Consider the following 26,932-nt stretch of genomic DNA (forward strand, 5'->3'; position numbering starts at 1 on the left):
CCCCCGGGCGGACGACGCGACTTTGCGGACCCCCTAGGAGTTCGTCACGTCCGTGACCTTCCAGCGCTGGTTCGCCCCGGAGTTCGGCTGCCACACGCCCACACTCGCGCCCTCGTTCGTGGACTGGCCCGAGACGTCCGGGAGCTGCCCGGTCGCTGCGTTGACGAGGGTCCAGGTGCCGTCGCCGGTCGTGGACGTGATCCACTCGGCGGCGGCGTCGCGGCGGCCCTCGTCCGGCTCGGCGACCAGCGCGCCGTCCCGGATCGCCAGGCGCTTGTCGGTGGCGGTCTCCGTGAGGACGTACCGCTTGCGGTTGTCCTTGCCGCGGACCTGCTCGACCCGCCACTGCTGACCGGCCGGGTCGGCCGCGTTCGCGCTCCGGATGACCAGGCCCGTGCCGTTGCCGGCGATGGTGAGGTCCTTGCCGCTCTGGGCGCCGGTCAGCCGGTAGGTGTGGCCCTCGCGCAGCTCGGCCGCGTCCTTCGCGACGCCCGCGACGCCCTTGACGAGGAAGGACGTCACCGACTGGGCGGGCACGGTGAGGGTGGCCTGCTTGCCGGTGACGCGGACCGGCCGCTGCTTCTCCAGCTTGCCGTCGGGGCTGGTCACCACCGGGGTGACCGTGGCGCGGGAGGAGACCCGGCCGAACTTCGACAGGTCGAGGGTGACCTCGCGTGCCTCGGTGGCGCTGTTGACGTGGACGACGGTCGCCGCGTCGCCCTTGCGGGAGACCGCCGCGGTGCTGGACGTGTCGTTCGTCTTGATCAGCCGGTCGCCGGGCCTGATGAAGTGGGTGAAGTTACGGGCCGTGTCGAACTTGGTGTTCGTGTAGACGGGGCAGGTCTTGAGCGTGTCCTTCGAGGTGCAGCTGAACGGGAGCTGGATCTCGCCCCAGTTGCCGCCCTTCGCGGACTCGCCGCCCGGCTTCATGTTGTCGTAGTCCTCGACCGGCTGCCAGAACACCCAGGCCTTGGGCTCCAGTTCGCGCAGGTCGTCCACGATGCGCTGGGCCAGGCCCAGTCCGGGCCGCATGTCCGTGAAGCTCTGGCCGTCGCCCCAGTCGCCCTCGACCTCGCTCATCCACAACGGCTTGTCGGCGGCCTTGGCCAGGTCGCGGACGGTGGTGCGCTGGCCGGTGCCGTAGGTGTGGACGTTCATCTGGGCGACGAGGTCGCGCACGTCCTGGGGGTAGGAGTTCCAGTTGGTGGCGAAGGTGCCCGGGTTGGTCTCGTCCATCGCGGAGATCTCCGCGTGGCTGCGGGACTTCTCCAGCACCGGGCCGAGCGCGCGGATCACCTTCTGCTGGAGCTCGGGGCCGATGTGGGCGCCCTCCTGGCGGCCGCCGACGGGCTCGCCGTCGGGGCCCAGCTTGGTGCCCCAGTAGTCGGTGTTCGGCTCGTTGAACGGGTCCAGCGTGTCGACCTTGATGCCGTGCGCCTTCTCCAGCCGCTCGGTCGCGCCCACCAGGTACTTGGCGAAGTCCTCGACCGACCCGGGCTTGAGCTGGTCCTTGCCGGCGTCGAAGTTGCCGGATACGTAGCCGCTCTCGGTCATGAACCAGGGCGGGGAGTTGCTGAAGGTCTCCCAGTGGGTGATGTCCTTCTTGATGCGGTCGACCCACCAGCGCTGCGTCTTGTCGGCGTGCTTGTTCCAGTCGCCGGGGTCGTCGGCGTCCCACCAGTCGACGTCCTCGCGGGTGGTGCCCGCCGGTGCCTTCCACCAGCCCTCGACCGCGCCGCCGGCCCGCAGGTAGTCCTTGACGTCGGGGGCGTTGCCGCCGCCGATGTTGTAGCGGGCGATGTTCAGGGCGAGGCCGTCGTCGCCGAACAGGAGCTTGTAGAGCTTCTCGCGGATCGCGGGCGGGTAGTCGCCGGTGGCGTTGGCGAACCAGACCAGGCTGGTGCCCCAGCCCTCGAACCTCTCCCCCGAGTAGGAGGGGTCGGGCCGGACGGTGACCCCGGCGGCCGCGGCCCGGGCCGGCTCGGCGTGCGCGGCGGGCAGGGTCGTCGTGGCCAGGATGGTTCCGGTCGCCACGGCGGTGACGCCGATGGCCCCGAGGAGCCTTCTCTTACGGGTGCGGTGTGCCATCTCGAGTACTCCAGCTCTTCTGCGTGCCGCGCGTCCCGGCGGGGCAGAGATCGGGGCCTACGTGGAGCGAACGGGGCGGTTATGACGCCTTTTACTGCGGTTTCGGCTGGGCAATGTTTACGTAAACATCCGCTGGCGGGATGTCTACACTGTCCGAATCTCAGGGGTCAAGGAGTTCTTCCGGACCGGTTGGCGCGAGGGGCAGGCGGGCACAGTGGGCGGCGTGAGCGAACCGAGGGGCACGAGCGTGACGAGAAGACGTGCGGCCCGGCCCCGCCAGGGCGCCTCCATGGCCGACGTCGCCCGCCTCGCCGGTGTCTCCTCCCAGACGGTCTCCCGCGTCTCCAACGGCTTCGCCGGGGTCACCGAGGACACCCGCCGCCAGGTCCTGGATGCCATGCGCGAACTGGGCTACCGCCCCAACAGCGCGGCCCGGGCCCTCAGACGGGGCGAGTTCCGCACCCTCGGCGTGATCACCTTCTCGCTCTCCACCATGGGCAACATCCGCACCCTGGAGGCCATCGCCACCTCCGCCGCCCAGCACGGCTACGCCGTCACGCTGCTGCCCGTCGCCGTCCCCACCCAGGACGAGGTCAACGGCGCCTTCTCCCGTCTCGGCGAACTCGCCGTGGACGCCGTCATCGTCATCATGGAGATCCACCTGCTGGACGCCGCGACGGTCTCCCTCCCGCCCGGCGTGCAGGTCGTGGTGGCGGACTCGGACGCCGGCGACCGCTACACCGTCGTCGACACCGACCAGGCGGGCGGCGCGCGGGACGCCGTACGGCACCTGCTGGACCTCGGTCACGAGACGGTGTGGCACCTGGCCGGGCCGGAGGACTCCTTCGCCGCCCAGCGCCGCGCCAACGCCTGGCGCGACACGCTGACCCGGGCGGGCCGCATCCCGCCGCCCCTGGTCCGGGGCGACTGGTCGGCCGAGTCCGGCTACCGGGCCGGTCTGCTGCTGGCCGACGAGCCGGACTGCACGGCGGTGTTCGCGGCCAACGACCAGATGGCCCTGGGCCTGCTCCGGGCGCTGCACGAACGCGGCCTGCGCGTCCCCGGCGACATCAGCGTCGTCGGCTTCGACGACATCCCCGAGTCGGCGTCCTTCCTCCCGCCCCTGACCACCATCCACCAGGACTTCGCGGAGGTGGGGCGGCTGTGCGTGGAAGGCGTCCTGAGCAAGATGCGGCAGGACGGGGAGGACGAGGCGGAACACGGGACGACGCTGGTGCCCACGCGGGTGGTGGTGCGGGAGAGCACGGGGGTGCCGGGGCGGGAGCGGTGACCGTTTGTGCTGCTCCCGGTCATCACCGGAACCGGCCTCGGGGCGTCAGCCGGCCAGTGCGGGGACGGCGGCGTCGAGGGCGGCTGTCCCGTGTATCCCCGCTGCTGCGCGGACACCTGTAGTCCCCGGGTCGGATCCTCCCACCGCCTCGTACTGCGTTCCGAGTACGCCGGATTGTCGGCAGCCGCACGACGACAGGACACCCCCCTCGCGGCGAGCCTTGGCAGACGATCGACACCAGATGTGGAGACCTGCTGCCGTGGCTACTTTCCTGTATCGAGTGGGCCGTCTGGCCTTCCGGCGACGCTGGTACGTCGCCCTGGTCTGGGCGGCCGTCCTGGCCGCCGTGGGGCTGGGCGCGCTCAGGGCGCCGGGGGCCGCCGCAGAGGAGTTCTCGATGCCCGGCATCGAGTCCCAGAAGGCGTTCGACCTGATGGAGGAGCGGTTCCCGGGGGCCACGGCCGACAGCGCCACCGCACGGGTCGTGTTCATCGCGCCGGACGGCGAGAAGGTCACCGCCGCCGGGAACAAGCGGGCCGTCGAGAAGACCGTGGCGGGACTCGGCGACGGCACGCAGGTCGCGAGCGCCGTCGACCCGTTCCGGGCGAAGACCGTCAGCAAGGACGGCTCCACCGCTTTCGCGACCGTCACCTACAAGGTCGGCGCCCACGACCTCACCGACGCCAGCCGCACCCACCTGCAGCGGACCATCGACGAGGCCCGCGAGTCCGGCCTGACCGTCGAGGCGGGCGGCACCGCGCTGGCCGACGAGGGCGGGCCGGGCGGCACGGCCGAGGTGATCGGCGTCGCCATCGCCGCCGTCGTCCTGCTCATCACCTTCGGCTCCCTGGCCGCCGCCGGTCTGCCGCTGCTGACCGCCGTCATCGGCATCGGCGTCAGCATGTCCACCATCCTCGCCCTGTCCTCCGCGCTCGGGCTCTCCACGACCACCGGCACCCTGGCCATGATGCTGGGCCTCGCCGTCGGCATCGACTACGCCCTGTTCGTCGTCTCCCGCTACCGGGAGGAGCGCGCCAGGGGGCGGACGCCGCAGGAGGCGACCGGGACGGCCGTCGGCACCGCCGGTTCGGCGGTCGTGTTCGCCGGGCTCACCGTCGTCATCGCGCTGGCCGGGCTCGCCGTGGTCGGCATCCCCATGCTCACCAAGATGGGGCTGGCCGCCGCGGGCGCCGTCGTCGTCGCCGTGCTGATCGCGCTGACGCTCGTCCCGGCGTTCCTCGGCTTCTGGCCGAACGCCGTGCTCACCCGGCGGGCCCGCCGCAGCGGCCGGATCGAGGCGAGCGGCGAGACCAACGGCGGCACCCGCTGGGCCCGGTTCGTACTGGCCCGCCCCCTGCCCGTCCTGCTCCTCGGCGTCCTCGGCCTCGGCGCCCTCGCCCTGCCCGCGGCCGGTCTCCAGCTGGGCATGCCCGGAGACGAGGCCAAGCCCGCCTCCAGCACCGAACGCCGGGCCTACGACGCGCTCGCCGAGGGCTTCGGGCCGGGCTTCAACGGTCCGCTGACCGTCGTCGTGGACGCCAAGGGCGACGCCGACCCCAAGGGCGCCGCGGACACCATCGCCCAGGAGATCGGCTCCACCGAGGGAGTCGTGTCCGTCTCCCCGGCCCGCTTCAACGACGCCGGTGACACCGCCGTCTTCTCCGTCGTGCCGTCCACCGCGCCGACCGACGAGAAGACCAAGGACCTGGTGACGACCATCCGCGACGAGCGGTCCGGCATCGAGGCCGGCACGGGCGCGAGCTACGAGGTCACCGGCACCACCGCGATGAACATCGACATCGCCGGCAAGGTGCAGGCCGCGCTCGTCCCGTACCTGGTCGTGGTCGTCGGACTGGCGATCGTGCTGCTGCTGGTGGTGTTCCGGTCCCTGCTCGTGCCGCTCAAGGCGGCCCTCGGCTTCCTGCTGTCGGTGCTGGCCTCCCTCGGCGCGGTCGTGGTGGTCTTCCAGCAGGGCCACGGCGCGGAACTGTTCGGTGTGGAGCAGACCGGCCCGATCATGAGCCTGATGCCGATCTTCCTGGTGGGCATCGTCTTCGGCCTCGCCATGGACTACGAGGTGTTCCTCGTCTCCCGGATGCGGGAGGCGTACGTCCACGGCGAGTCGCCTGCCCAGGCGGTCACGTCCGGCTTCCGGCACAGCGCCCGGGTCGTCGTGGCGGCGGCCCTGATCATGATCGCGGTGTTCACCGGGTTCATCGGCGAGAGCGACTCCATGATCAAGATGATCGGCTTCGGGCTCGCCTCCGCCGTCCTGTTCGACGCCTTCGTCGTCCGCATGACGATCGTGCCCGCCGTCCTCGCCCTGCTCGGCCACAAGGCCTGGTGGCTGCCGAAGTGGCTGGACCGGATGCTGCCGCGGGTCGACGTGGAGGGGGAGGCGCTCGGCCGCGGGCCGGAGACGGAGACGCCGGCCACGGACGCCACTGCCGACCTGGAACCGGCGCGCACCTGACCCGGACCACTCCCGACCAGGGCCGCCCGTGGCGAAGGACACGGGCGGCCCCTCGGGCGTCGACGTCCCGAGTCGGCCACGATGGTCCCAGCCCCACCCCCGGAGAACCCATTGAGTATCAGTCTGGAGCGGCGCTACACGGATCGCCTCGAGAAGTTCTCGGCCCGCCACGCGTTCCTCGTCGACCTGGCCATGGTCCTGGCGCTGATGGGCTGCGCGACCCTCGGCGGCTCGCTGACCATGCCCGGAGCCGCCCCGCCGGACCAGGACAGGACCGCCACCGTCCTCATGGGGGTGGCCTGCCTGGCCCTGCTCAAGCACCGCCTGCACCCGCGCACCGTCGTCGTCGTGGCCGGGGGCTGCACGGTGACGGCGATCGCGCAGGGCTACCTGGTCACGCCGCTGCTGCTGGCCCCGCTCATGGCCGCCCTGTACTGGCTGTCCGCGCTCACCGACCGCAGCTCCACCCGCGCCCTCGGCCTCACCACGCTGGTGGCGGTGACGCTCGCGGCCGTGGTCTCCGACTCCATGAACCACATCTCGCCGCTGCTCAGGACGATCGGCCCGGTCTTCTGGCTGATGCTGCCCCTCGCCGCCGGCAAGATGACCCAACTTCGGCGCGCCTACCTCCAGTCGGTGCAGGCCCGCGCCGAGCACGCCGAGCGCACCCGGGAGGAGGAGGCCCGGCTGCGCGTCACCGAGGAGCGGATGCGCATCGCCCGGGAGCTGCACGACGTCGTCGCCCACCACATGGCCCTCGCCAACGCCCAGGCCGGCACGGCCGCGCACCTCGCCCTCACCCACCCCGAACAGACCCGGCGGATCCTCACCGACCTGACCGGCACCACGTCCTCCGCGCTCCGTGAGCTGAAGGCGACGCTCGGCCTGCTGCGCGAGAACGACGACGCCCCCGGCGCCGCGGGACTGGAACCGTCCCCGGGGCTGGCCCGCCTGCCCGAGCTGGTCTCGGCGTGCGAGTCGGCGGGCCTGGCGGTCACCGTCACCACCGAAGGGGAGCCGCAGCCGCTCTCACCGGGCGTGGACCTCACGGCCTTCCGCATCGTCCAGGAGGCACTCACCAACGTCACCAGGCACGCCGCCGCCGACGCCGCCCACGTACGCCTCGAATACACCGGCTCCCGCCTGCTGATCACGGTCACCAACGACGGCCCCACCGACGACGGCCCCACCGACGACGGCCCCACCGCCGCCGAACCCGCGCGGGGCCGCGGCTTCGGCGTCATGGGCATGCGCGAACGCGCCCTGTCCATCGGCGGCGAACTGTGCGCCGGCCCCCGCCCGCAGGGCGGCTTCGAGGTCAGTACCGCGCTGCCGCTGCAGCCCTCGCCCGCCACCCACCCCGCTGAGGGAACGACACCATGACCATCAGGGTGCTGCTCGCCGACGACCAGGCCCTGCTGCGGGCCACCTTCCGGATCCTCATCGACTCCTGCGCCGACCTGGAGGTGGTCGCCGAGGCCTCCGACGGGGCGGAGGCGGTGGAGCTGACCCGCGTCCACCGCCCCGACATCGTCCTCATGGACATCCGCATGCCCGGCACCGACGGCCTCACCGCCACCGCCACCCTCTGCGCCGACCCGGAGCTGTCCGCCACCCGGGTCCTCATCCTGACCACCTTCGAGACCGAGGACTACGTCGCCCAGGCACTGCGCGCCGGTGCCAGCGGCTTCCTCGGCAAGGACGTCACCGCCGACACGCTGCTGGCGGGCCTGCGCACGGTGGCCTCCGGCGAGGCCCTCCTCTCACCCGTCGCCACCCGCTCCCTCATCACCCGCTTCCTCCTGTCCCCCGCCCCCGACACCCACCTGGCACCACCGGAACGCCTGGCCGACCTCACGGTCCGCGAACGCGAGGTGATGGCCCTGGCCGCGGAAGGCAGGTCCAACACCGAGATCGCCGAGGACCTGACCCTCAGCCCGCTGACCGTCCGCACCCACATCCACCGGGCCATGACCAAGCTGAACGCCCGCGACCGCGCCCAACTGGTCGTCATCGCCTACCAGACGGGCCTGGTACGGGCCACGCCCCCGGCGTGACGCGGTGGGGCGCTACGGCCTGCCGAACGCCGCGACCATGATGTCCTGCGCCACCTTGTTCATGTCCTGGCCCTTGGCGTCCGTGGAGTTGACGCTGTAGACGAGGGTGCGCGACCCGTTGAGCGTGGAGGCGATGGCCGCGTTGTAGCCCCAGCGCCCGCCCGTCTTGCCCCACACCTCGCGGCCGCCCAGCTCCTTCATCGACAGGCCGACCGAGTACGCGGCCGGCTTCCCGCTCCTGAAGTCGGTCACCTCCGGCAGCGTGAACATCTCCTTCAACAACGGCCCGCGCACCACCCGCCCCGCGAACAGCTCCTGCGTGAACCGCTCCAGGTCCGCCGTCGTGGACACGAGGTCACCGGCCGCCCAGGCGTCCGTCGCCCCCCACACGGACACGTCCCGGAGCCCGGTCGTCCCGTCGTCCAGCCGCATCCTCTGGTAGCCGTGGTTGTGCGGCCCGGCGATGCGCGGGTTCGCCCCCGGGAAGTACGTGTCGCGCAGTCCCAGCGGCTCGAGCACGCGCCGGGCGACCTGCTCCTCGTACGAGTCACCGGTGACGCGCTCGATCAGCAGACCGGCGATCGTGTAACCGATGTTGAGGTAGTGCTGCCGCTCACCCGGCGCGAACTCGGGCTCCTTCGAGGTCGCCGAGCGGACCATGTCCTCGGGGTCGTGGACCCGGAAGCGGTTCGCGTACCACTCCTCGACGGTGGTGCCGGGGAAGTCCGGGGCCGGGATGCCGTGCGTGTGGTCGAGGAGCTGCCGGACGGTGACACCTCCGTACGACGCCGGGATCAGCTCCGGCAGGTAGGAACGGGCGCTGCGGTCCAGGTCCAATTCGCCCTCGGCGGCCAGTTGCAGGGCGACGGCGGCCGTGAAGACCTTGGTGACGGAACCGGCGCGGAAACGGGCGTCCGGGTCGGCCGGCCGATGGCTCCGCAGATCGTGTACGCCGGAGCTGCCCCGCCAGACGCCCTCGCGGCCCCCGACGCGCACCAGCGCCGCGGTCGCGACGGCGCCGGGCAGGCCGGCGATGGCGGCGGCCAGACCGGAATCCTGGTGCCGGGCGGACACCTGGGCGGCGGCGGGCACCGTCGGGGCGGACGCGGCGGCCGGGTGGGCGGACGGCCCTGCCACGAGCCCCACGAGGAGCGCGGCGGCCAGCAGGGAAGCGGTACGGGACATGGTCAACTCCGTTGAGGTGAGCCGAGGTCAGCGACGGATCCATCCTCTTCAGCGGCAGCGGAAGACGGATCGCCCGCGCGGGCGGTCCCGCGGAGTCAGTTCCTCGCCGACGAGGGGGATGAGCCGGCCCGGGGCGCTCCCCCGGGCGAGGGATCCCCGGCCGCGACGAGCCCCGTCTCGTACGCGAAGATCACGGCCTGGATCCGGTCCCGCAGCCCCAACTTGGCCAGCACGTTGCCGACGTGCGTCTTGACGGTGTGGTCGCTGACCACCAGTTCCGCCGCGATCTCGGCGTTCGACAGGCCACGGGCGAGCAGCAGCAGCGTCTCGCGCTCCCGGCCGGTCAGCACGTCGAGCCGGGGATCGGGCCGCCGGGGCCGGGCGGCGGAGGGCCGCGTGTACTGCTCCACCAGACGCCGGGCCACCGACGGAGCGAGCAGCGAGTCGCCCCGGGCGACCACCCGTACCGCATGCACGAGATCGTCCCGGCGGACGTCCTTGAGCAGGAAACCGCTCGCGCCCGCGTGCAGCGCGTCGTAGACGTACTCGTCGGAGTCGAACGTCGTCAGCATCACGCAGCGGCAGCCGCTGGTGCGACTGATCTCCCGGCAGGCCTCGATCCCGTCCACGCGCGGCATCCGGACGTCGAGCAGCGCCACGTCGGCCGCGTGCCGCCGCACCGCCGTCACGGCCTCGGCCCCGTCGCCCGCCTCCGCGACGACCTCGATGTCCGCCTGGACGTCCAGGATCAGCGCGAAGCCGCTGCGCACCAGCTCCTGGTCGTCGGCCACGACCACCCGGATCGTCACCGCGCCATCTCCTCGGCGGCCGGTAGGGGCAGACGCACCGACACCTCGAACCCCCGCCCGTCAGCTCCCCGCCCGATCACCGCGCTCCCTCCGTGCGCCACCGCCCGCTCCCGGATCCCGACGAGCCCGTGCCCGCCCCCGCCGGAACCGGATCGCGGCCCCCGCCCGTCATCCGTCACCCGCACACACAAGTCGCCATCCCCGTAGATCAGTCGCACGGTCACGCTACGGGCGTCCGCGTGCCTGACGGTATTGGTCAGGGCCTCCTGGACGACCCGGAAGACGGTCGCCGCGACCGCCCCCGGCAACGGCCGGACGACCCCGGCCGTCCCGTACGCCACATCGAGCCCACTGCCCCGCACCCGTTCGAGCAGCTCGGGCAACTCCGCCAGCCCCGGCTGCGGCCCGCGCGGGGCGGCACCACCGCCCTCGTCCTCGTTCTCGCCCTCGCGCAGCACCCCCAGCATCCGCCGCAACTGTGTCATGGCGTCCCGCCCGGCGGCGGAGATGGCGTCGAAGGCCGCCTCGGCCCGCTCCGGCGCGGCCCGCACCGCCACCGGCCCCGCCTCGGCCTGCACGACCATCAGGCTCACCGCGTGGGAGAGGATGTCGTGCATCTCCCGGGCGATCCGGGCCCGTTCACGCGCGGCGGCCCGCTCGGCCTCGACGCGGTTGGCCCGCTGCCGGGCGTCGGTGAGCCGTCCGAAGACATAGGCGGCCGCGAACACGAAGAGTGAAAAGGTCAGTTCACGGGCGGACCGGGTGTTGAGCCAGACCCCCACCGGCACGGCGACCAGCAGCACGCCGCCGGTGACGAGCCGCTTGCGAGCCGACGACAGCGCGGCGATCGTGTAGACGACCACCAGCCCGGTGTACGGCAACGGCTGCCCGGGCCCGTCCAGGGTGAACCGGTACAGGGCGTTGGTGGCCAGCACCGCGAACAGCATGGCGACGGGGGCGCGCCGCCGCCAGACCAGGGGCAGCACGGTGAGCGTGCTCAGCCCGTACGCACCCCAGGTCGCGGGCGGTGCCCCGGCCGCTCTCGGCACGACGAACGGCATGGTCATCGCGCCTTGGACCAGGAGCGCGATGCCGATGTCGACCACCAGTGGATTGGCCGCCCCGAGCGCCCGCGCGCGCTCCCACCACTCCCGCATCTCCCCGCGTATGCCCCCCACGCCGCGACACGGTAGCGCGTGGATGGGACCAATGATGCGCGCCGCACTGCTCGACACTTCCGGCCTGGTCCGGCTCCTGGCAGTCGGCCTGGTACGACGCGATCGACGCGGGGGTCATCGCGTCTGGGAGAAGCCCGGCAAGCACCGCCGGTCACCGTCGAGGTCTTCTGACGGCGTCAGGTCCGGCGTAGCCCCGCGATGAGGAGGCCGACCAGCCGGCGCGGGTCGTAGCGGGCGTCGGTGTCCGCCCCGATGCACAGGTTGCCGACGCCGCGCATCAGCTCGTAGGCGTCGATGTCCGGGCGGATCTCGCCGGCCGCGGCAGCGGCTTCCAGCAGTTGCGCGCAGACGGGGACGAGCCGATCGATGAAGTAGGCGTGCAGCGTGTCGAAGCCGGTGTCGTCGGAGTGCAGTGCGGCGGCGAGGCCGTGCTTGGTCGCGAGGAAGTCGACGAACTGGTCGATCCAGCGGCCGAGCGCGGTGTGCGGGGACGCGCTGTCCGCCAGCAGGGCCGGGCCGGCCTCGGCGCAGGCGTCGACCTGGTGCCGGTAGACGGCGACGATGAGGTCCGCCCGGGTCGGGAAGTGGCGGTAGATCGTGCCCACCCCGACTCCGGCCCTGGCCGCGATGTCCCGCACCGGTGCGTCGACGCCGGAGACGACGAAGGCCGCGGCGGCCGCGTCGAGCAGGGCCGCCTTGTTGCGCCGGGCGTCCTTCCGCCGGGAGGGGGCCGGGGGGCCGTCCGGGGCCGGGCGTCCGGCGTCCTCGTCGTTGTCGTTGCCGCTGTCGTTCATCGCGCTGCTCCGTCCGCGTGCGTGCTCCATCATGCCTTGCGAAAACGGAACCGTGTTCCGTATCGTTCTTTCCGGAACGGGGTTCCGTTTCATCATGATGCCAGAGCAGGAGACACAGTCATGCAGTACCGCACGTTGGGCCGCACCGGTGTGCAGGTCAGCTCCCTCGCGCTCGGCGCGATGAACTTCGGCGCGATCGGGCGCACCACCCAGGACGAGGCCACCGCCATCGTCGACGCCGCTCTCGGCGCCGGGATCAACCTCATCGACACCGCCGACATGTACGGCGGCGGTGAGTCGGAGGAGATGGTCGGCAAGGCCATCGCCGGCCGCCGCGACGACATCGTGCTGGCCACGAAGGCGGGCATGCCGATGAGCGACGAGCGCAACCATCGCGGCGGTTCACGCCGCTGGCTGGTCACAGCGCTCGACAACAGCCTGCGCCGGCTCGGTGTCGATCACATCGACCTCTACCAGATCCACCGCTGGGACCCGGACACCGGCGACGAGGAGACGCTGTCGGCGCTGACCGATCTGCAACGCGCGGGAAAGATCCGCTACTTCGGCTCCTCGACCTTCCCCGCGTACCGCATCGTGCAGGCCCAGTGGGCCGCCCGCGAGCACCGGTTGGGCCGCTACGTCACCGAACAGCCCAGCTACTCCATTCTCCAGCGCGGCATCGAGAGCCATGTCCTGCCCGTCACCGAGGAGTACGGGATGGGCGTACTGGTGTGGAGCCCGCTGGCCTCGGGCTGGCTGTCGGGCGCTGTCCGCGAGGGCCAGGACGTGACGACCCACCGCTCGGCGTTCATGCCGGAGCGCTTCGACACCGGCATCCCGGCCAACCGGGCCCGGCTCGACGCCGTCGAGCGGCTCGCCAAAATCGCCGACCAGGCCGGTCTGACCCTGATTCAGCTGGCCCTCGGTTTCGTCACCGCGCACCCGGCCGTGACCAGCGCGCTCGTCGGACCCCGCACACTCGACCACCTGCGGGCCCAGCTCGCCGCCGCCGACACCGTGCTCCCCGCCGACGTGCTCGACGCGATCGACACCGTCGTCGCCCCCGGTACCGACCTCGCCCCGCACGAGAAGCACGACACCCCGCCCGCCCTGCTCGACCCGGCCCTGCGCCGCCGCTGACCGGCGACGGAACCGCCCGCCCGGCGTGAGGGTGACAGCCGGGTGCTGAACGGCGCGCAGCGGGGTCGCCCGGCAGGCGCTGGGCGTCATGGGCGCGTACGAACTGGCCCTCGACCACGTCGTCCCTCTGTACCCGGGAGAGGTCGCCGCCCACCGCGAGCTGCACGGTTGACGAGACCGGCCGAGGAGCGCGGGCTAGGATCCCTGCCATGGCCCTGACCATGAACGACGTGGACCGGTTCGAAGCCTCCAGGCCGCGTCTGGAGGCCATCGCCTACCGGCTGCTCGGTTCGGCGAGCGAGGCCGAGGACGCCGTGCAGGAGACGTATCTGCGCTGGCAGGCCGCCGACCCCGGCCGCATCGAGGTCCCCGAGGCCTGGCTGACGAAGGTCCTCACCAACCTGTGCCTCAACCAGCTCACCTCGGCCCGCGCCCGGCGCGAGACATACGTGGGCCAGTGGCTCCCGGAGCCGCTGCTCGCCGGGGACCCGATGCTGGGCCCGGCCGACACCGCCGAGCAGCGCGAGTCCGTGTCGTACGCGGTGCTCGTCCTGCTGGAGCGGCTGTCGCCCAACGAGCGGGCGGTGTACGTGCTGCGGGAGGCCTTCGACTACCCGCACCGGGAGATCGCCGAGATCCTGGACATCTCCGAGGCGTCCAGCCAGCAGATCTTCCACCGGGCCAGGAAGCACGTCGCGGACGGCAGGGTCCGCACCGAGATCGACGAGGCCGCCGCCCGGCGGATCATCGACGAGTTCCTCACGGCCGCCACCAGCGGCCGGACCGAGCCGCTCGTGAAGCTGCTCACCCAGGACGCCATCGCGATCGGCGACGGCGGCGGGAAGGTCCCGGCCCGCGCCAAGGCCTTCGAGGGGGCTCTCGCGGTCGCGAAGTTCATGCGGGGCCTGTTCAAGCCCAGCAAGGCCAAGCGCGCCCTGCTCGGCGGTTCGCCCGAGGTCTACGCCACCACCGCCAACGGTGGTCCCGCCGTCGTCGTGGTCGTCGACGGGCGGGTCGTCGGCGTCATGTGCCTGGAGGTCACCCCCGAGGGCATCGCCGCGTTCCGCAGCCAGGTCAACCCCGACAAGCTCGAACGCGTGACCAGGCGGTGGACCGCTGCGGATCACGGAGAACCCCTGCTCAGCGACGCCTTCTGACTTGTGTGACCTGTATCACACACCCTTCCTGTCAGGAATCCGAGGGCTGCCCGGTTCAGGGGGCGAGACCCGCTCGAGACAGGAGAGCCAAGCCATGCAGCACCGCATCATCGTCCTCGGAGCCGGATACACGGGAGCCACCGCCGCCGGACGTCTCGCCAGGCGGCTGCACCGCGAGGACGTCGCCATCACCCTCGTCAACGCGGAAACCGACTTCGTCGAGCGCGTCCGGATGCACCAGCTGGCGACCGGTCAGGAGCTCCGGCCCCGGCCCTTCGCCGGCATGTTCGCGGGCACCGGCGTGGAGCTGAGGCCCGCCCGGGTCACCGGTGTCGACGTCGAGCGCCGGACCGTGGCCGTCACCGGCGAGCACGGCGCCGAGGAACTGGAGTACGACACCCTGGTGTACGCCCTCGGCAGCGGCTGGAACGACCAGGGCGTCCCCGGCACGGCCGAGTACGCGCACGAGATCGCGAGCCGTCCCGGAGCACTGCGGCTGCGCGAGCGCCTGGCTCGCCTGGACGCCGGGCAGCCCGTCGTCGTGGTCGGCGGCGGCCTCACCGGCCTGGAGGCGGCGACCGAGATCGCCGAGGCCCGCCCGGATCTCGACGTGGCCCTCGCCGCCCGCGGCGGCCTCGGCGACTGGCTCTCCGGCAGGGGCCGCGCGCACCTGCGCAAGGTCGTCGACCGGCTGGGCATCACCGTGCACGAGCACGCGGAGGTCACCGGCGTCGAGGCCGACCGCGTCACCACCGCCGACGGCACCTCCATACCGGCGGCCGTCACCGTCTGGACGACGGGCTTCGCCGTCCACCCGATCGCCCGGGCCACCGCCCTGGAGGTGACCGGCAGCGGCCAGATCGTGGTCGACCGGACCATGCGCTCGGTCTCCCACCCGGACGTGTACGCCATCGGCGACGCGGCCATGGTGACGGGACCCGGCGACAAGCCGCTGCGGATGTCCTGCGCCTCGGGCCTCCCCACCGCCTGGCAGGCCGCCGACGCCATCGCGGCGCGCCTGACCGGCGGGAAGATCCCGACCGTGCCGCTGCGCTACTTCAACCAGTGCATCTCGCTGGGCCGCAGGGACGGCCTGATCCAGTACGTCACCGCCGACGACCGCGCCGTCCGGGCGGCCCTGACCGGGCGGCTCGCCGCCGCCTACAAGGAACTGATCTGCAAGGGCGCGGCCTGGGGCGTCGCCCACCCGGTCCTGACGCCGGTGCGGCGCCGCCGCGTGGTGCGGGAGACCGCCCGGGCGGACGCGCCGGCGTCTCTCGCGCGGGTCTGACGCGACGGCCGTCGCTCACCCGCTCGCCGGGATCAGCGCGTCGAGCGCCCGCTCCAGCGCGACGAGCAACTGCTCGTGCTCCTGCGGGGCGTACAGCATGCGCAGGGCCAGGCCGTCGGAGAGTGCGATCACGGCGTCGGCGACGGCTGCCGCGTCGGTGCCGTGCCCGGCGGAGTCCAGCCAGGCGGTGAGCGCCTCACGGACGTCCCGGTCGACCTGGCGCCGGATCGCGGCGAGGCGGGGGTGGTGGGCCGCGTGGACGGCGAAGGCCAGCTGCGCGGTGGCCTCGGCGCGACGGTCCGCGTCCACCGGGAGCGTGGTCAGGATCAGCTCGCGCAGTGCCCGGCGCGGCGGCAGCGCGGTGTCGACGCCGGCCATCCGGCGCTCGACGCGCTCACCGGCCAGCTCGGCGGCGAAGGCGAGCATCTCGTCCTTGGTGCGGAAGTACTTCTGCACGGCGCCGGGGGAGCGCCCGGTGGCGGCGGCCACGGTGCGCACGCTGACCTCGTCGAGGCCGCGTTCGGAGACCAGTTGGAGCAGGGCGGCGCCGATCTGCCGGCGCTGTTCCTCCCTGTCGACGGTCCTGGGCATCGGTCACGCTCCCCTTTTTTGGAATACGGTCGTATTCTAAAAGCAGTCGAGGCTGAACGCCTCCACGGTGCGGGAAGGGGGACAGGGATGGACGGCCGAGGTGAGCACGTGCCCGCCGTGCGGGTGTCGGACCGGGAACGTGACGCGGCGCTGGAGGTGCTGGCGGCGGCGCTGGCCGAGGGGCGGCTGGACGCGGCCGAGCACGAGGACCGGGCGCGGAGCGCTCTGCGGGCCCGTACCGCCGGCGAACTGGCGGCACTGACACGGGACCTGCCCGCACCCGCGCCGGCCCGCTCGGAACGGGACCGCAAGGATCTCGCCGAGTGGCTGGCCGAGTGGCGCTACTGGCTCGGCGGGGCGGTGATCATGTCCGGGATCTGGGGCGTGCGCTGCGCCCGGGAGGGAGAGCTGGCGTACTACTGGCCCGTCACGCCGCTGGGGGTGTGGGCGGCCGTGCTGATCGCCTTCGCCATCTGGCCCCGCGAGGACGCGGACGGCGCGAAGGACTGAAGGCCCCCTTTCCTCCCCTCCCCTCCCCGAAGACAAGGGGAGGGGAGGAAAGGGCCGGCTCAGGCTGTCGCCGGAAGCCGCCACCACGCGCTCGACGCGTTCCGCAGGGTGTTGGTGCCGCAGTGCACCTCGCCCATGCCCAGGTGGTAGGTGTACCAGTCGTCGATGTACGACACCTTCAGACCGACCCGCCGGTACACGGCGGTGACCGCCTCCGTGAAGATGTCCTTGCCGTCGATGACGGGACCCCACTGGCGCGGCGCGAGGTAGCGGTCGCGGCCCAGCAGCACTCCGTTGACCGCTCCGGGCACGTAGGCGCTGGTCGTCACCGTCGCCGGGGCCTTGGCCCCCGGGGACGAGGCGGCCGGGTTCTTCGCGAGCCACTTCTGCTGGCCGCGGTCCTTCAGCGCGCCCACGAGGTCGGCGCCCGCACCCATCCGGGTCAGACGGGGCACGGGGACGTCCTGCCCGCCGGCGGCCGACGCCTCCGAGTCGCGGGTGTACAGCGCGGGCACCCGGACGACCTCGCCGTCGGTGACACCCGTCTCCCGCTTGAGGATCTCCAGGTTGGCCGCGATGCGCCGCGCCGCCATCTCGTTGTCGGCCACCAGATGGCGGTCGGCGAGCGCCTGGTCGATGGTCTCCCTGGGCGCCGGACTGTCGCTGCGGCCCGGCACGGAGAACATCTTCGTCCTGCCGTGCCCCGCGGCCTTGGCGTCGCGCAGCAGCCGCAGTCCCGCCTTCGGGTCGGCGATGCCGATGCGCCAGCCGCGCGGAGTGTCGGCGGGCAGGAACTGCACGAACTCGTCGACGTGCCCGACGCCCAGCCAGGAGGTGTCCAGCAGCAGCGGGTCCTGAAGACCCTGCGACTTCAGCAGCGTCCGCATCACCTTCGACGGGCGTGCCCCGCTGTCCTTGCGCTCGCCCATGATGATCCGCCCGGCCGGGAACGAGCGCCCGCCGTGCGCGTACGGCGGGATGGTCTCCAGGTTCCCCATGGAGTTGAGCGACCAGTCGTCGGGCTCGGCCCGGTCGGTCACCTGCACCACGCCCATGTCCCGGCCGCGCATCTTCTCGAACAGCTCACGTCCGGCGTCCCGGTCCGGCTGGGCGGAACGCAGCATCACCCGCATCACCTGCCGCTCACCGCCCGGCCCGGTCATGCTGACGTAGGCCGGTTCGACGAAGTCCTGGGCCCAGGGGTCGGCGTACTTCGTGAACTTGACGAGCGGCTTGGTGACCCCGGCCTTCCCGACCTCCTTCGCCAGTTCCCTGACGAACTTCTGCTGGAGGCGGCTGTACGCGCCCTGGCCCTGGACCTCGGTCACCATCACCTGCTGGGTGTCCTGCAGGTGATGCTGGGTCAGCAGCGGGGCGACGCGCAGGGTCACGGAGTCGGACGTGGTCTCGCTCCCGGCCTTCACCGTCAGCCGGACCACCGCCCGCCCGTCCCGCTTCGCGCTGTCCCGGACGACGTCGGTGCCCTCGACGCCGAGCTCCACGCCGGAGCGCAGCTCGGCGGCGGACAGCCTGGTCCGGGACGTCACCAGGACCCACTTCCCGGACCGCTTGACGAACAGACGCGCGTGCTTGCCTCCGGTGGTGATCTCCAGGCTGCCCTTGGCGTCCGCGCTGACGCCGGCCATGGGCACGGAATGGACCCGGGCGAGGTCGGAGGCGTCCGCGCTGCCGTTGACCTTCGTGTCCGTGGCGTCGTTGCAGGCGGCCAGCTTGGCGTCGGACAGGGGGCTGCCGCCCGGGCCGGTGACGGGGCACCGCTTCGTGTCGTCGTCGATGTTGGGCAGGAAAACGGCCCCGCGCCCGACGGACCAGCTGTCCTCGCCGGTCTTGTCGGTGCCGCCGGAGACGTCGACCTGGCCGTCGCGGTTCACATCGGCGCGGAGGTCGGCACGGACGGACGACCCGGTGGCGGAAGCCGGTCCGGCCGCCCCTGCCAGCACGGATCCGGCCGCGGCCAGCGCCAGGACGGCCGACCCGGCCGGAAACAGGCGTGAACGTCTGCGTATGGGTGGACGCACAGCGCGTTCCTCTCGATTGGGGGGTGTCGCTGTGCAAGAGGGGCAACGGCGCCTGTGCGTTCACTGTGCCGCGAGAGTCAACTCCGTGCCGGCCGGGACAGCCACCGGGCGACCGCCTCCGATACCGGCTGCCCGGTCTGCAGTTCCAGGAAGCCGAACTGGCCGCTCTGGTTGCACTCGAGGAACCACCAGAAGCCGTCCTCGTCCTCGGCGAAGTCGAAGGCGGCGTACGCCAGTCGGGCCATGTCGACGTAGTCGAGCACCGACTTGCGGATCCGGTCGGGCACCGGGACGGGCTCCCAGGTGTGCCCGGTGTCGCCGTAGCGTCCGTCGACCTGGTCCGGCTCGGCGGTCTTCCGGGCGGCGAACAGCCGGCTGCCGACGCAGGTCAGACGGATGTCGGCACGCTTGGGTATGTAGCGCTGCAGCAGCGCGGGACCGGCGGCGACAGCGGAGAAGTCCGAGTCGGGCCCGATCAGCGTCGTGGGCAGGGCCAGCGACGGTTCACCCGGCGGCGGCCCCGAGGCGGACTTCACCACCACCTCCCCGTACTCCTCGGCGAACTGCCGTGCCAGGCGCGGCAAGGTGGTGATGACGGTCGGCGGCACGGCGAAGCCGCTGAGATGAGCGGTCCTCAGCTGCCAGGGCTTCAGACGGGCCCGGTCGGCGTCGCATGGGTGGTTCATCCACCGCGCAGAGGCGGAGTAAAGCATTCCGAACAGTGCCTGGCGGGTCTCGGCGGTCAGCCAGGCGGAGGGCTCGTCCGCGTGCGCGGCCGGTTCACCGGGTCTGCGCACCCATACGGACCGCAGACCCCCCATGCTGACCACGTGCCCGTTCGCCGACAGCAGGCCCTCGAAGTCGCCTTGGGTGTAGTGCGCGGACAGCACGGTCTGGGCCGGCAGATCGGCCGGGTCCAGCCGCATGACGGGGACCGCCGCGTCGTGCAGCTTGGTCACCACCAGGTCGGCGGTGACATCGTCCTTGGCGGTGAGGATCAGTACGGTCATTCTGTCGCGGATCGTCAGTCGTCGAAGTGGGTCTTGGAACCGGCGGTGGACGCCGTCGTGCCGACCGCCAGGAGCAGATCCGGGTCGCTGATGGCCGGGCGGCCGTCGGGAAGCACGTTCAGCTGAAGCGACTCGTCGAAGCGGTAGGGCGTCACCACCGTGGGAATCGACCTGGGGAAGGCGTAGTTGAGGGTGAACGGTCGCACTCGGAACCTCCGGGTTCGCACGCTGCCCGCACGCGGACCCTCGCGTGCTTCCCGCACGAGGGGTCGCTCGTCACGTCTCTTTCACATCTCGGATATCGGCAGCGCTCGGTTTCTTCACTACTTACACACCGGATCCGGTGCCGGAATCGTCACTGGCCCCTGCCCTCGCCCGCCCGGCCCGTGCCGGGATTTCCGTTGCCCGGCGAACCGGGGTCGCCGGCGTTCCCGGCCACACCGCCGGCACCGCCCGCACCGGCCTCCGCGGCACCCTCGCCGGCCCTGCCCGCCTCGCCGGACCCGTCCGTGTCACCCGGCCCGCTCGGTGTGGCCGCCGGCCGCACCAGCCGTTCGGCGCAGTACGCGTCGACCTCGTCCTCGCCGCCCGCCACCGCGACGAGCCGCTGCCATGCCGTCGCGTCGAGCGTCTTCCCGCGGTCCTTGACTCGTGCGTAAGCGCGGCAGTGGGCCTCGGTGTCCCAGGCGGAGGACGAATCGTCCCCGGGGCCCCGGCTGCCGGAGGAGGACGGCGACGCCTCCGCGTCCGGCGGGGCGGGCGCGGTCGCCGAGGGATGCGCGGTCCTCCCTCCGGTGCCGTTCTCGGACGAACCGACCGATCCGATGGCCGCGACCGCGACACCGCCCAGGGCGATGCTGGTGAACACGGCGGCGAACGTCGCCTTCACCGGGCGCCCGCCACGGCGGACCGCGGGCGGCCGCCAGTCGTCCCGGTGCCGGGTGCGTGCCCGGTGCGTCCCCGCGTCGCGGGCGGTCCGGAAGGCCGCCACGGCCCGCTGCTCGGCTTCGGGGCCGGGATCATCCGCGAGCAGGGCGGTGGCCAGAGCCGCCTGCAGCGCGGCGTCGTCCCGCGGGTCCCAGGGGCCGGGCTCGGCATCGCCGGGGTGCGCGCGTCTAAGGCCTGTGCCCGCGTCGCGGCTCAGCCGATCACCCATGTCCGTTGTCCGTTCCTGCCCGAGCTGGTGGTTGGGCCCGGAAGACCGGGCTGTGCCGCAGGTCTGTCCGTCCGCTGACGCCGTCCTGACTCATTCCGACTTCCCAGCGTCCCGGAAGCCCCATCCGTCACACCGTCCGCCGCCTCCGCCCCGACGCCCAGCTGGCGGGCGAGGCGTTTCAGCCCCCGGTGGGTGGCGGTGCGCACCGCTCCGGGGCGCTTGCCCAGGACCCGCGCGGCGGCGGGGCCGTCCAGGCCGACGATGACGCGCAGGAGCACGGCCTCGGCCTGGTCGCGCGGCAGCCCGCGGACCAGCTCCAGGGCCCGCTCGGTGGAGACGGTCTCCAGGGCCTGCTCCTGGGTGCTGTGCGGGCCGGGCAGGTCCAGGACGTCCTGCTCGATGGCTCCCGGCCGGGGCCGTGCGCGCTGGCGGCGCAGATGGTCCAGTGCCCGGTGCCGGGCGATGGTCGCCGTCCAGCCGCGGAAACCGGCCCCGTCGCCCTTGAACCGCCCGAGGTCCCGGGCGATCTGCAGCCAGGCGTCGGACGCCACGTCCTCCGCGTCGTCTCCGACGAGCCCGCGCAGATAGCCGAGCAGGCCGGGCTGCACCAGCCGGTAGGCGACCGCGAAGGCCGCCTCGTCGCCCTGCTGCGCTCCCGCGACGGCCGCGCCCAGGTCGGCGTCGTGGGCCTGCGCGTGGCGCGGTTGCCGTTCCTGACCCAAGACCGTCCTCGTTCGCACCGGGTTCATTGCGAGTCCGTGACGGCCGACGCGCCCCGTTCGGCTTCGACGGCCTCATGGAGATCAGCGTGCGTTCTCACAGAAGTGTCACAACGCGACCGGTGTCCCACACGTTCGTGCCCTGCCGGGTGACGTTCTGCGCGGGCTGTGCGCTGTGTGAGTGTCGATGAACGACCCCCGCACCTCTCTCCGTGCCGCCCCTGACTCCCCCCGGGAGTGGGACGGAGAGGGACGGGGCGGCCGGGTTCCGTCCACTGCGCGGAGCCCGGCCGCCCCACTGCCCTGCCGCTCAGCCGTCCTCCTCGAGGCTCACCGGCCGGTCGCCGCGCAGCTCGGCGAAGAGCTTCTTCGCCTTCGCGTCGTCCCACTTCAGGGCACTCCGGGCGGCCGCGCCGGCCACGGGGATGTTCAACTGCCTGCCGGTGCCTCCCGAGACGCTCCGCATCGCCTGGAACAGCGACAGGAGAGTCGGCAGTTCCATGTCCTTGTCCACGACGAGGGTGTCCAGCCCCGCGCTCAGGGCGGGGTACGCACGGAACGGGTCGAGCACGACGCCCGGCGTGGCGGTCTTGCGGGCGAGGGCGGAGAGGAACTTGCGCTGGTTGCGGGAGCGCCCCAGGTCGCCGTCCGCCTCCTGGTGCCGTTGGCGGACGAACGCCAGCGCCTGGGTGCCGGTCAGGTTGTGACAGCCCTTCTTCAGGTCCAGTCCCGACTTCGGGTCCCTGATGTTCCGGTCCACGCACATGTCCACACCGCCGACCGCGTCCACGACACCGACGAACCCCCCGAAGCCGATCTCCGCGTAATGGTCGACACGCAGGCCCGTGTTCAGCTCGACGGTCCGTACGAGCATCCCGGGCCCGCCGAGGGAGTAGGCCGCGTTCAGCTTGTTCTTCGCCGCACGGTGAGACTTGCCGGTGTCCGGGTCGACGTACGACGGGATGGTCACCCACGAGTCGCGCGGCAGACTCACCATCGTGGTGCCGTGGGCGCCGGTGTGCAGGAGCATCATCGAGTCGGTGCGGCTGCCGCCGGCCGTGCCGGTGTGCAGTTCCTTCCTGGCCTGCTCGGACAGGCCGTCCCGGCCGTCCGAGCCCACGATGAGGTAGTTCGTTCCCTTCCCCCGCGGCGGACGGTCCGCGACCCCGCCCAGGTCGACGGACCTGTCGAGTCTGAACTCGGCCCAGGCGAAGGTGCCCGCGCCGGTGAGGGCCAGTACGCACAGCAGTGCCGCCAGCAGCCGCACCGTCCGGCGGAACCGGCCGGGGCGTTCCCAGGGGGTCCGGACGCTGGTGCTGTGCCCGCCACGCCCGGCGCCATGGCCCTGGCCCGGCGCGTCGGCGGGGCTGTCGTCCGTCACAGGGGGCGCGGGAGCCGGAGCGGGCGCCGGATACGGAGCGGGCGCCGGATGAGGAGTGGGTGCCGAATGAGGAGTGGGTGCCTGATAAGGGGCGGGTGCCCGGTACTGGGCGGCTCCCTGATGCGCGGAGGGCCCGAGGCCCGCACCGTCGGGACCGCCGTACGGGTACGGCCCGAGGTGGGCGTCGGGACCGCCGTACGGGTACGGCCCGACGATGTACCCCTCGTACGGCCGGGTGGGCGTCTGAAGCGGGGACGTGCCGCTCTGCCACACCTGCCCCGTGATCACCCGATGCCCTGATGCCTCCCCTTCCTCGTTCTGCCGGTCGCTTCCGGGCCACCAGCCCGGCCCGTCACTCATGGGATGGACCACCCTTCATCACCTCGTTGACAACTGGCGTTCGGCGACCGGGTTCCTGAGCTGCTGGGCGGCAGCCGTGCCGGAGCGCTGCATGCGATGCCACTTCAGGCGGGTGCCGAGCAGCAGGGCGAACACGGACTGGATGACGACCAGGTACATCAGCTGCCGGTAGACGAAGAGCTGGAACGGCATCGACCACAGCGCCCACAGCCGCTCGCCGTCGAGTCGCAGGGCGTAGGCCGCACAGATCAGCTGGACCCCGAGGAAGGCGATCCACACGCCCGCCGCCTGCAGGGGGTCGGCGAAGAGCGCCCCGTACACCGCGTAGAGGTCGACGACCGGCGCCAGCAGCGGCAGGACCACCTGGAAGACGGCCAGATAGCTCAGCCCGCGCCGGGCGAAACGACCGGCCGCGCCCACTTCGACGACGGCCCCGCGGTGCTTCCACATCGCTTGCAGGGTGCCGTAGCACCACCGGTAGCGCTGCCGCCACAACTGCCGCAGTGATGTGGGTACTTCGGTCCACGCGATGGCCGACTCCTCGTAGACCACCCGCCAGCCGGCCCGCCACAGGGCCATCGTGAGGTCGGTGTCCTCGGCGAGGGTGTCCTCGCTGACCCCGCCGACGCCCATGAGCGCGTCCCGGCGGAAGGCGCCGATGGCACCGGGAACCGTCGGCATGCACTCCAGCACCTCGAACATGCGACGGTCGAGGTTGAAGCCGAAGACGTACTCCAGGTGCTGCCATCTGCCGAGCAGCCCACGGCGGTTGCCGACCTTGGTGTTGCCGCTGACGGCGCCGACGGCCGGGTGCGCGAGCGGCTGCACGAGCCGGAACAGGGCGTCGGGCTCGAAGACGGTGTCGGCGTCGACCATCACCACGATGTCGTGGGACGCGTTGGCCAGGCCGGTGTTGAGCGCCGCCGCCTTGCCCGAGTTGGGCTGCCGGATCACCCGGACCCGGGGGTCGTCGATCCACGTGGCGAGGTCCGCCGTCCGGTCCGTCGAGCCGTCGTCGATCACGATGACCTCGAGGTAGGGGTGCGTGGAGGCGAGCAGCGAGTGGACGGTGGACTCGATGCCGGCCTCTTCGTTGTAGGCGGGGACGAGCACCGTCACCGGTGCGTTGACCTCCCGCAGCCAGGGCGCGCCGGGGCGGGTGCGGGTGAGGCGACGGACATGGGCGCGGGCGAAGAAGACCAGTGACAGCAGCCGCAGCAGACCCAGCGCCCCTGCCACGACCAGCACCCAGTTCATGACGTGCGTGAACGTACTTCCGGCTGCCACGGCCCAGTTCAGGACCTTGCCCTGCCACCGTTCCGCGGTGGACACCCGGGTGTCGGCGGGTGGCATGCCGACGGCGTCCGTCACGGTGGTGAAACGGTCGGCGCGTGGATCGTCGAGCAGCTTCTTCGCCTCGTCGTACGCCAGTTCCGTCTGGCTGAACTGCCGGATCAGGCCGTGCGCCGGGTCACGCGTCGGATGGTTGGCGGCGACCAGCACATAGCCGTCCGCGGCGGCCTTGCGGGCCGCTTGCCACTCGGCGCCGCACAGGGTGTCCACCTCGGTGGTCAGCGGCATCCGCAGCAGGTCGGTGCGGATGCCCGCCGTGCCCGCGAGGGTCTTCTGAGTGAGGCCCAGTTCCATCCCGAAGCGGACGCGCGACGAGGAGCCGAGGTCGGCTCCCGTGTACGTGTTCGAGCCGATCTCGTGACCCTCGTCGAGGATCCGCCGGACCAGGTCCGGATGGCGTGCCGCCTGGGTGCCGAACACGAAGAAGGTGGCGTGCGCGTGGTGCTCGCGCAGCAGGTCCAGCAGCCGGGGTGTCCACTCGGGGTCGGGTCCGCCGTCGAAGGTGAGGGCGACGGTGCGCGCGGGTGCCGCGGCGGACGACACCTTGTCGCCGTCGATACCGCGCAGCACGGGGCCGCTCTCGTCCACGGACTCGGGCACCGGTCTGGTGCACGGATGGCGCGTCTTGGCGGCGTCCACCTCGTGGATGGTCCAGCCTTCGAAGAGCAGGGTGACGAAGATGACGGGCAGGGTCAGTGCGAGCAGCCGCCAGTGTCCGCGGGGGTCGCGGGACCGGGCGTGCCGGCGTTGTGCCGTGCCGCTCACGCAGCCGTCCCGGGTATGGGATTGATCACAGCGGAGTCGGGCCCTGTTGGTCCGCACGCATCATCCGAAGCCACCGGTCTGACCATGCGGGCGACGGTTTCGGCCACCCCCCACGCTCTCTTCACATGCTGGTCGACACCGTCGAGGCCCGATGGACGATGGCGCGTTTTCTTGCGGTTTGTCTGTGGGTCGAGCTCCTGCATGGGCGGCGAGTGTACTCACAGAAAAACCGGTGAGCGCGCCGGAAACAAGCTGGGTGATCTGCCGCGACGACGGGTGTGACACTTGGCGCCGTCGGTGCGCTGGAGTGGTGGGGTGCGGGGCAGTGTGTCTTCACATCTGCCCTTGCCGGAGCCGGCCTTCCGAAGGGCCACGGCCGCCGTCGCCGGTGATTTTCGGCCACCAGGTCGACGGCGGACCGTGGATCGGTGGCCGCTAGCCGCCCACGTACCAGCTGAAGCCTCCGTTGCTGGCGGCGACGGCCAGGAGCACCAGCCACAGGACGATGTCGACGACACCGAGGATGATGCCGGCCTTCGCCATTCCGGCGCCGTTCTTGACCGCTGCCTGACGGCGCGCGACGGCACCGAGGATGATGGCCACAGGGCCCAGGATGATGTTCAGGAAGATCAGCCCGATGACGCCGCAGCAGAGGCTCGCGATCGCCAGGCCGTTGGTGCGCGATCCGGAGGAAGCGGCAGGGGAACTGCCGTAACTCGTCATTGGATACTCCCGGTTGTCGGTTGCACGGACCGAACGGGCCGCACTCTCCTTACTGTTGAGTCGCTTGCTTCCGAATGCCCCTCCGAGGCGTTCCCATGTCAGCGAACTCCGGGCGGGCCGGGCCCGCGGGGCGCGAGCAGCAACCCGAACCGTTTCCTGCTTTACACCCGAAAATGGTTCTGACGTATGAGAATTCGGGTTATCGCGGGCGGCGGTGTAACGCGATGACGCTTGCCCAACGCAGAAGCAGGGAGAAGCGGTGCGACGATCCGGGGCGCAATTGTGATCCGGGGTGAGCGCGCCGGAACGGCCCCCCTCAGATCGGAATTCCTGTGAGCAACATCGACCCGGCTCCCGGATATCAGCCGTACGACCAGCCCCCGCAGAGCCCCGGCCCGGACCGCTCCGTACGGCGTCAGCACACCGGTCGACGCGCGGCCCTCACCATCTGCACGATCGCCGACATCGCCGCGGCCCTGCTCGGCCTGTGGATTCTTCTTTTCCTTCTCGAGGCGAACCAGGCAAATGTGTTCGTCGAGTTCGTGAGAGGGGCGGCGGACTGGCTTGCCTGGTGGTCTCAGGACATTTTCACGATGGACACAGAGGGTCTACGAGTCATCCTCAATTACGGTCTTCCGGCCGTCATGTATTTGCTGATCGGTCATGGGATCGCCGCTCGGCTGAACCGAGCCTGACAGCGGCTGACGCGTCCAGCCCGGCCTGGCGTCGATCACCGGTCGGCGCCGGACCGCGGCCGGGACGCGTGGTCCCTACAGCAGCGTCGGCGCGTATCTACCCGGACACCGTGCCCGCCCAGACGGCGCTGGTCGCGGGACTGCTGGGACGGCTGACGGAACCGCCG

General features: G+C 71.9%; 23 protein-coding genes. 9 read left to right on the forward strand and 14 right to left on the reverse strand.

Annotated features, from left to right (window positions below):
- Positions 1-33 precede the first annotated feature (33 nt).
- A complete protein-coding gene (locus IE212_RS13735; RefSeq protein WP_190198089.1) occupies positions 34-2,088 on the reverse strand; it encodes an RICIN domain-containing protein in 2,055 nt (684 codons plus the stop codon).
- Between the two features lie 289 nt (positions 2,089-2,377).
- Between IE212_RS13735 and IE212_RS13740 the strand changes: the two genes are divergently transcribed.
- From IE212_RS13740 to IE212_RS13755, 4 genes are all read left to right on the forward strand, one after another.
- On the forward strand, positions 2,378-3,379 hold the full coding sequence (locus tag IE212_RS13740) for a LacI family DNA-binding transcriptional regulator (RefSeq protein ID WP_190198328.1): 1,002 nt from the start codon (positions 2,378-2,380) through the stop codon (positions 3,377-3,379).
- 259 nt (positions 3,380-3,638) lie between these two features.
- Positions 3,639-5,852, forward strand: a complete 2,214-nt coding sequence (locus IE212_RS13745; RefSeq protein WP_190198090.1) for an MMPL family transporter — start codon at positions 3,639-3,641, stop codon at positions 5,850-5,852.
- A 111-nt stretch (positions 5,853-5,963) separates the two neighbouring features.
- Positions 5,964-7,235, forward strand: coding sequence for a sensor histidine kinase (locus IE212_RS13750; protein ID WP_190198091.1), 1,272 nt, complete (start codon positions 5,964-5,966; stop codon positions 7,233-7,235).
- Positions 7,232-7,909, forward strand: a complete 678-nt coding sequence (locus tag IE212_RS13755) for a response regulator transcription factor (protein WP_190198092.1) — start codon at positions 7,232-7,234, stop codon at positions 7,907-7,909. The genes IE212_RS13750 and IE212_RS13755 overlap by 4 nt, the downstream gene beginning before the upstream one ends.
- 12 nt (positions 7,910-7,921) lie before the next feature.
- Here IE212_RS13755 and IE212_RS13760 read toward each other — a convergent pair whose 3' ends face one another.
- The 4 genes from IE212_RS13760 to IE212_RS13775 form a co-directional block, all read right to left on the reverse strand.
- Positions 7,922-9,094, reverse strand: a complete 1,173-nt coding sequence (locus IE212_RS13760) for a serine hydrolase domain-containing protein (protein ID WP_190198093.1) — start codon at positions 9,092-9,094, stop codon at positions 7,922-7,924.
- A 95-nt stretch (positions 9,095-9,189) separates the two neighbouring features.
- Positions 9,190-9,903 carry a response regulator transcription factor gene (locus IE212_RS13765; RefSeq protein ID WP_190198094.1) on the reverse strand — a complete coding sequence of 238 codons (714 nt, stop codon included), beginning with the start codon at positions 9,901-9,903 and terminating at the stop codon, positions 9,190-9,192.
- Complete coding sequence (locus IE212_RS13770) at positions 9,900-11,060, reverse strand: sensor histidine kinase (RefSeq protein ID WP_190198329.1); 1,161 nt, start codon at positions 11,058-11,060, stop codon at positions 9,900-9,902. Before IE212_RS13770 ends, IE212_RS13765 begins: the two co-directional genes overlap by 4 nt.
- A 197-nt stretch (positions 11,061-11,257) precedes the next feature.
- Positions 11,258-11,875: a TetR/AcrR family transcriptional regulator gene (locus IE212_RS13775; RefSeq protein WP_190198095.1), complete on the reverse strand. Its 618-nt coding sequence runs from the start codon at positions 11,873-11,875 to the stop codon at positions 11,258-11,260.
- A gap of 120 nt (positions 11,876-11,995) precedes the next feature.
- Between IE212_RS13775 and IE212_RS13780 the strand changes: the two genes are divergently transcribed.
- The 3 genes from IE212_RS13780 to IE212_RS13790 all read left to right on the forward strand — a co-directional run bounded on the left by IE212_RS13780 (position 11,996) and on the right by IE212_RS13790 (position 15,463).
- Positions 11,996-13,015: an aldo/keto reductase gene (locus tag IE212_RS13780; protein ID WP_190198096.1), complete on the forward strand. Its 1,020-nt coding sequence runs from the start codon at positions 11,996-11,998 to the stop codon at positions 13,013-13,015.
- Positions 13,016-13,224: 209 nt separating this feature from the next.
- The gene (locus IE212_RS13785) at positions 13,225-14,172 is read left to right on the forward strand and encodes an RNA polymerase sigma-70 factor (protein WP_190198097.1); all 948 of its coding nucleotides are present in this window, start codon (positions 13,225-13,227) and stop codon (positions 14,170-14,172) included.
- Positions 14,173-14,266: 94 nt separating this feature from the next.
- Positions 14,267-15,463 carry an NAD(P)/FAD-dependent oxidoreductase gene (locus tag IE212_RS13790; RefSeq protein WP_190198098.1) on the forward strand — a complete coding sequence of 399 codons (1,197 nt, stop codon included), beginning with the start codon at positions 14,267-14,269 and terminating at the stop codon, positions 15,461-15,463.
- A 15-nt stretch (positions 15,464-15,478) separates the two neighbouring features.
- Here the strand turns inward: IE212_RS13790 and IE212_RS13795 are convergent, their stop codons facing one another.
- Entirely contained in the window at positions 15,479-16,054 is a 576-nt protein-coding gene (locus tag IE212_RS13795; protein ID WP_190198099.1) for a TetR/AcrR family transcriptional regulator, read from the reverse strand.
- Between the two features lie 87 nt (positions 16,055-16,141).
- On the opposite strand from IE212_RS13795, the gene IE212_RS13800 reads away from it, so the two are divergent.
- Complete coding sequence (locus IE212_RS13800; RefSeq protein ID WP_190198100.1) at positions 16,142-16,564, forward strand: DUF1707 SHOCT-like domain-containing protein; 423 nt, start codon at positions 16,142-16,144, stop codon at positions 16,562-16,564.
- Between the two features lie 59 nt (positions 16,565-16,623).
- On the opposite strand, the gene IE212_RS13805 is transcribed toward IE212_RS13800, so the two are convergent.
- From IE212_RS13805 to IE212_RS13840, 8 genes are all read right to left on the reverse strand, one after another.
- Positions 16,624-18,603, reverse strand: a complete 1,980-nt coding sequence (locus tag IE212_RS13805; RefSeq protein ID WP_190198101.1) for a protein-arginine deiminase domain-containing protein — start codon at positions 18,601-18,603, stop codon at positions 16,624-16,626.
- A 77-nt stretch (positions 18,604-18,680) separates the two neighbouring features.
- Positions 18,681-19,613: an ATP-grasp ribosomal peptide maturase gene (tgmB, locus tag IE212_RS13810; RefSeq protein WP_190198102.1), complete on the reverse strand. Its 933-nt coding sequence runs from the start codon at positions 19,611-19,613 to the stop codon at positions 18,681-18,683.
- 14 nt (positions 19,614-19,627) lie between these two features.
- Complete coding sequence (tgmA, locus tag IE212_RS13815; protein ID WP_190198103.1) at positions 19,628-19,819, reverse strand: putative ATP-grasp-modified RiPP; 192 nt, start codon at positions 19,817-19,819, stop codon at positions 19,628-19,630.
- Positions 19,820-19,968: 149 nt separating this feature from the next.
- The gene (locus tag IE212_RS13820) at positions 19,969-20,769 is read right to left on the reverse strand and encodes a hypothetical protein (RefSeq protein WP_190198104.1); all 801 of its coding nucleotides are present in this window, start codon (positions 20,767-20,769) and stop codon (positions 19,969-19,971) included.
- Complete coding sequence (locus IE212_RS13825) at positions 20,754-21,491, reverse strand: RNA polymerase sigma factor (RefSeq protein WP_190198105.1); 738 nt, start codon at positions 21,489-21,491, stop codon at positions 20,754-20,756. The genes IE212_RS13820 and IE212_RS13825 overlap by 16 nt, the downstream gene beginning before the upstream one ends.
- Before the next feature lie 307 nt (positions 21,492-21,798).
- Entirely contained in the window at positions 21,799-23,229 is a 1,431-nt protein-coding gene (locus IE212_RS13830; RefSeq protein WP_229864285.1) for an LCP family protein, read from the reverse strand.
- Between the two features lie 18 nt (positions 23,230-23,247).
- Entirely contained in the window at positions 23,248-25,347 is a 2,100-nt protein-coding gene (locus tag IE212_RS13835) for a bifunctional polysaccharide deacetylase/glycosyltransferase family 2 protein (protein WP_190198106.1), read from the reverse strand.
- A gap of 435 nt (positions 25,348-25,782) precedes the next feature.
- A complete protein-coding gene (locus tag IE212_RS13840) occupies positions 25,783-26,070 on the reverse strand; it encodes a DUF4190 domain-containing protein (protein WP_190198107.1) in 288 nt (95 codons plus the stop codon).
- Between the two features lie 332 nt (positions 26,071-26,402).
- On the opposite strand from IE212_RS13840, the gene IE212_RS13845 reads away from it, so the two are divergent.
- Positions 26,403-26,765 carry a hypothetical protein gene (locus tag IE212_RS13845; protein WP_190198108.1) on the forward strand — a complete coding sequence of 121 codons (363 nt, stop codon included), beginning with the start codon at positions 26,403-26,405 and terminating at the stop codon, positions 26,763-26,765.
- Positions 26,766-26,932 lie beyond the last annotated feature (167 nt).

Source organism: Streptomyces djakartensis, from assembly GCF_014651075.1.
In the GTDB taxonomy this organism is placed as follows: domain Bacteria; phylum Actinomycetota; class Actinomycetes; order Streptomycetales; family Streptomycetaceae; genus Streptomyces; species Streptomyces djakartensis.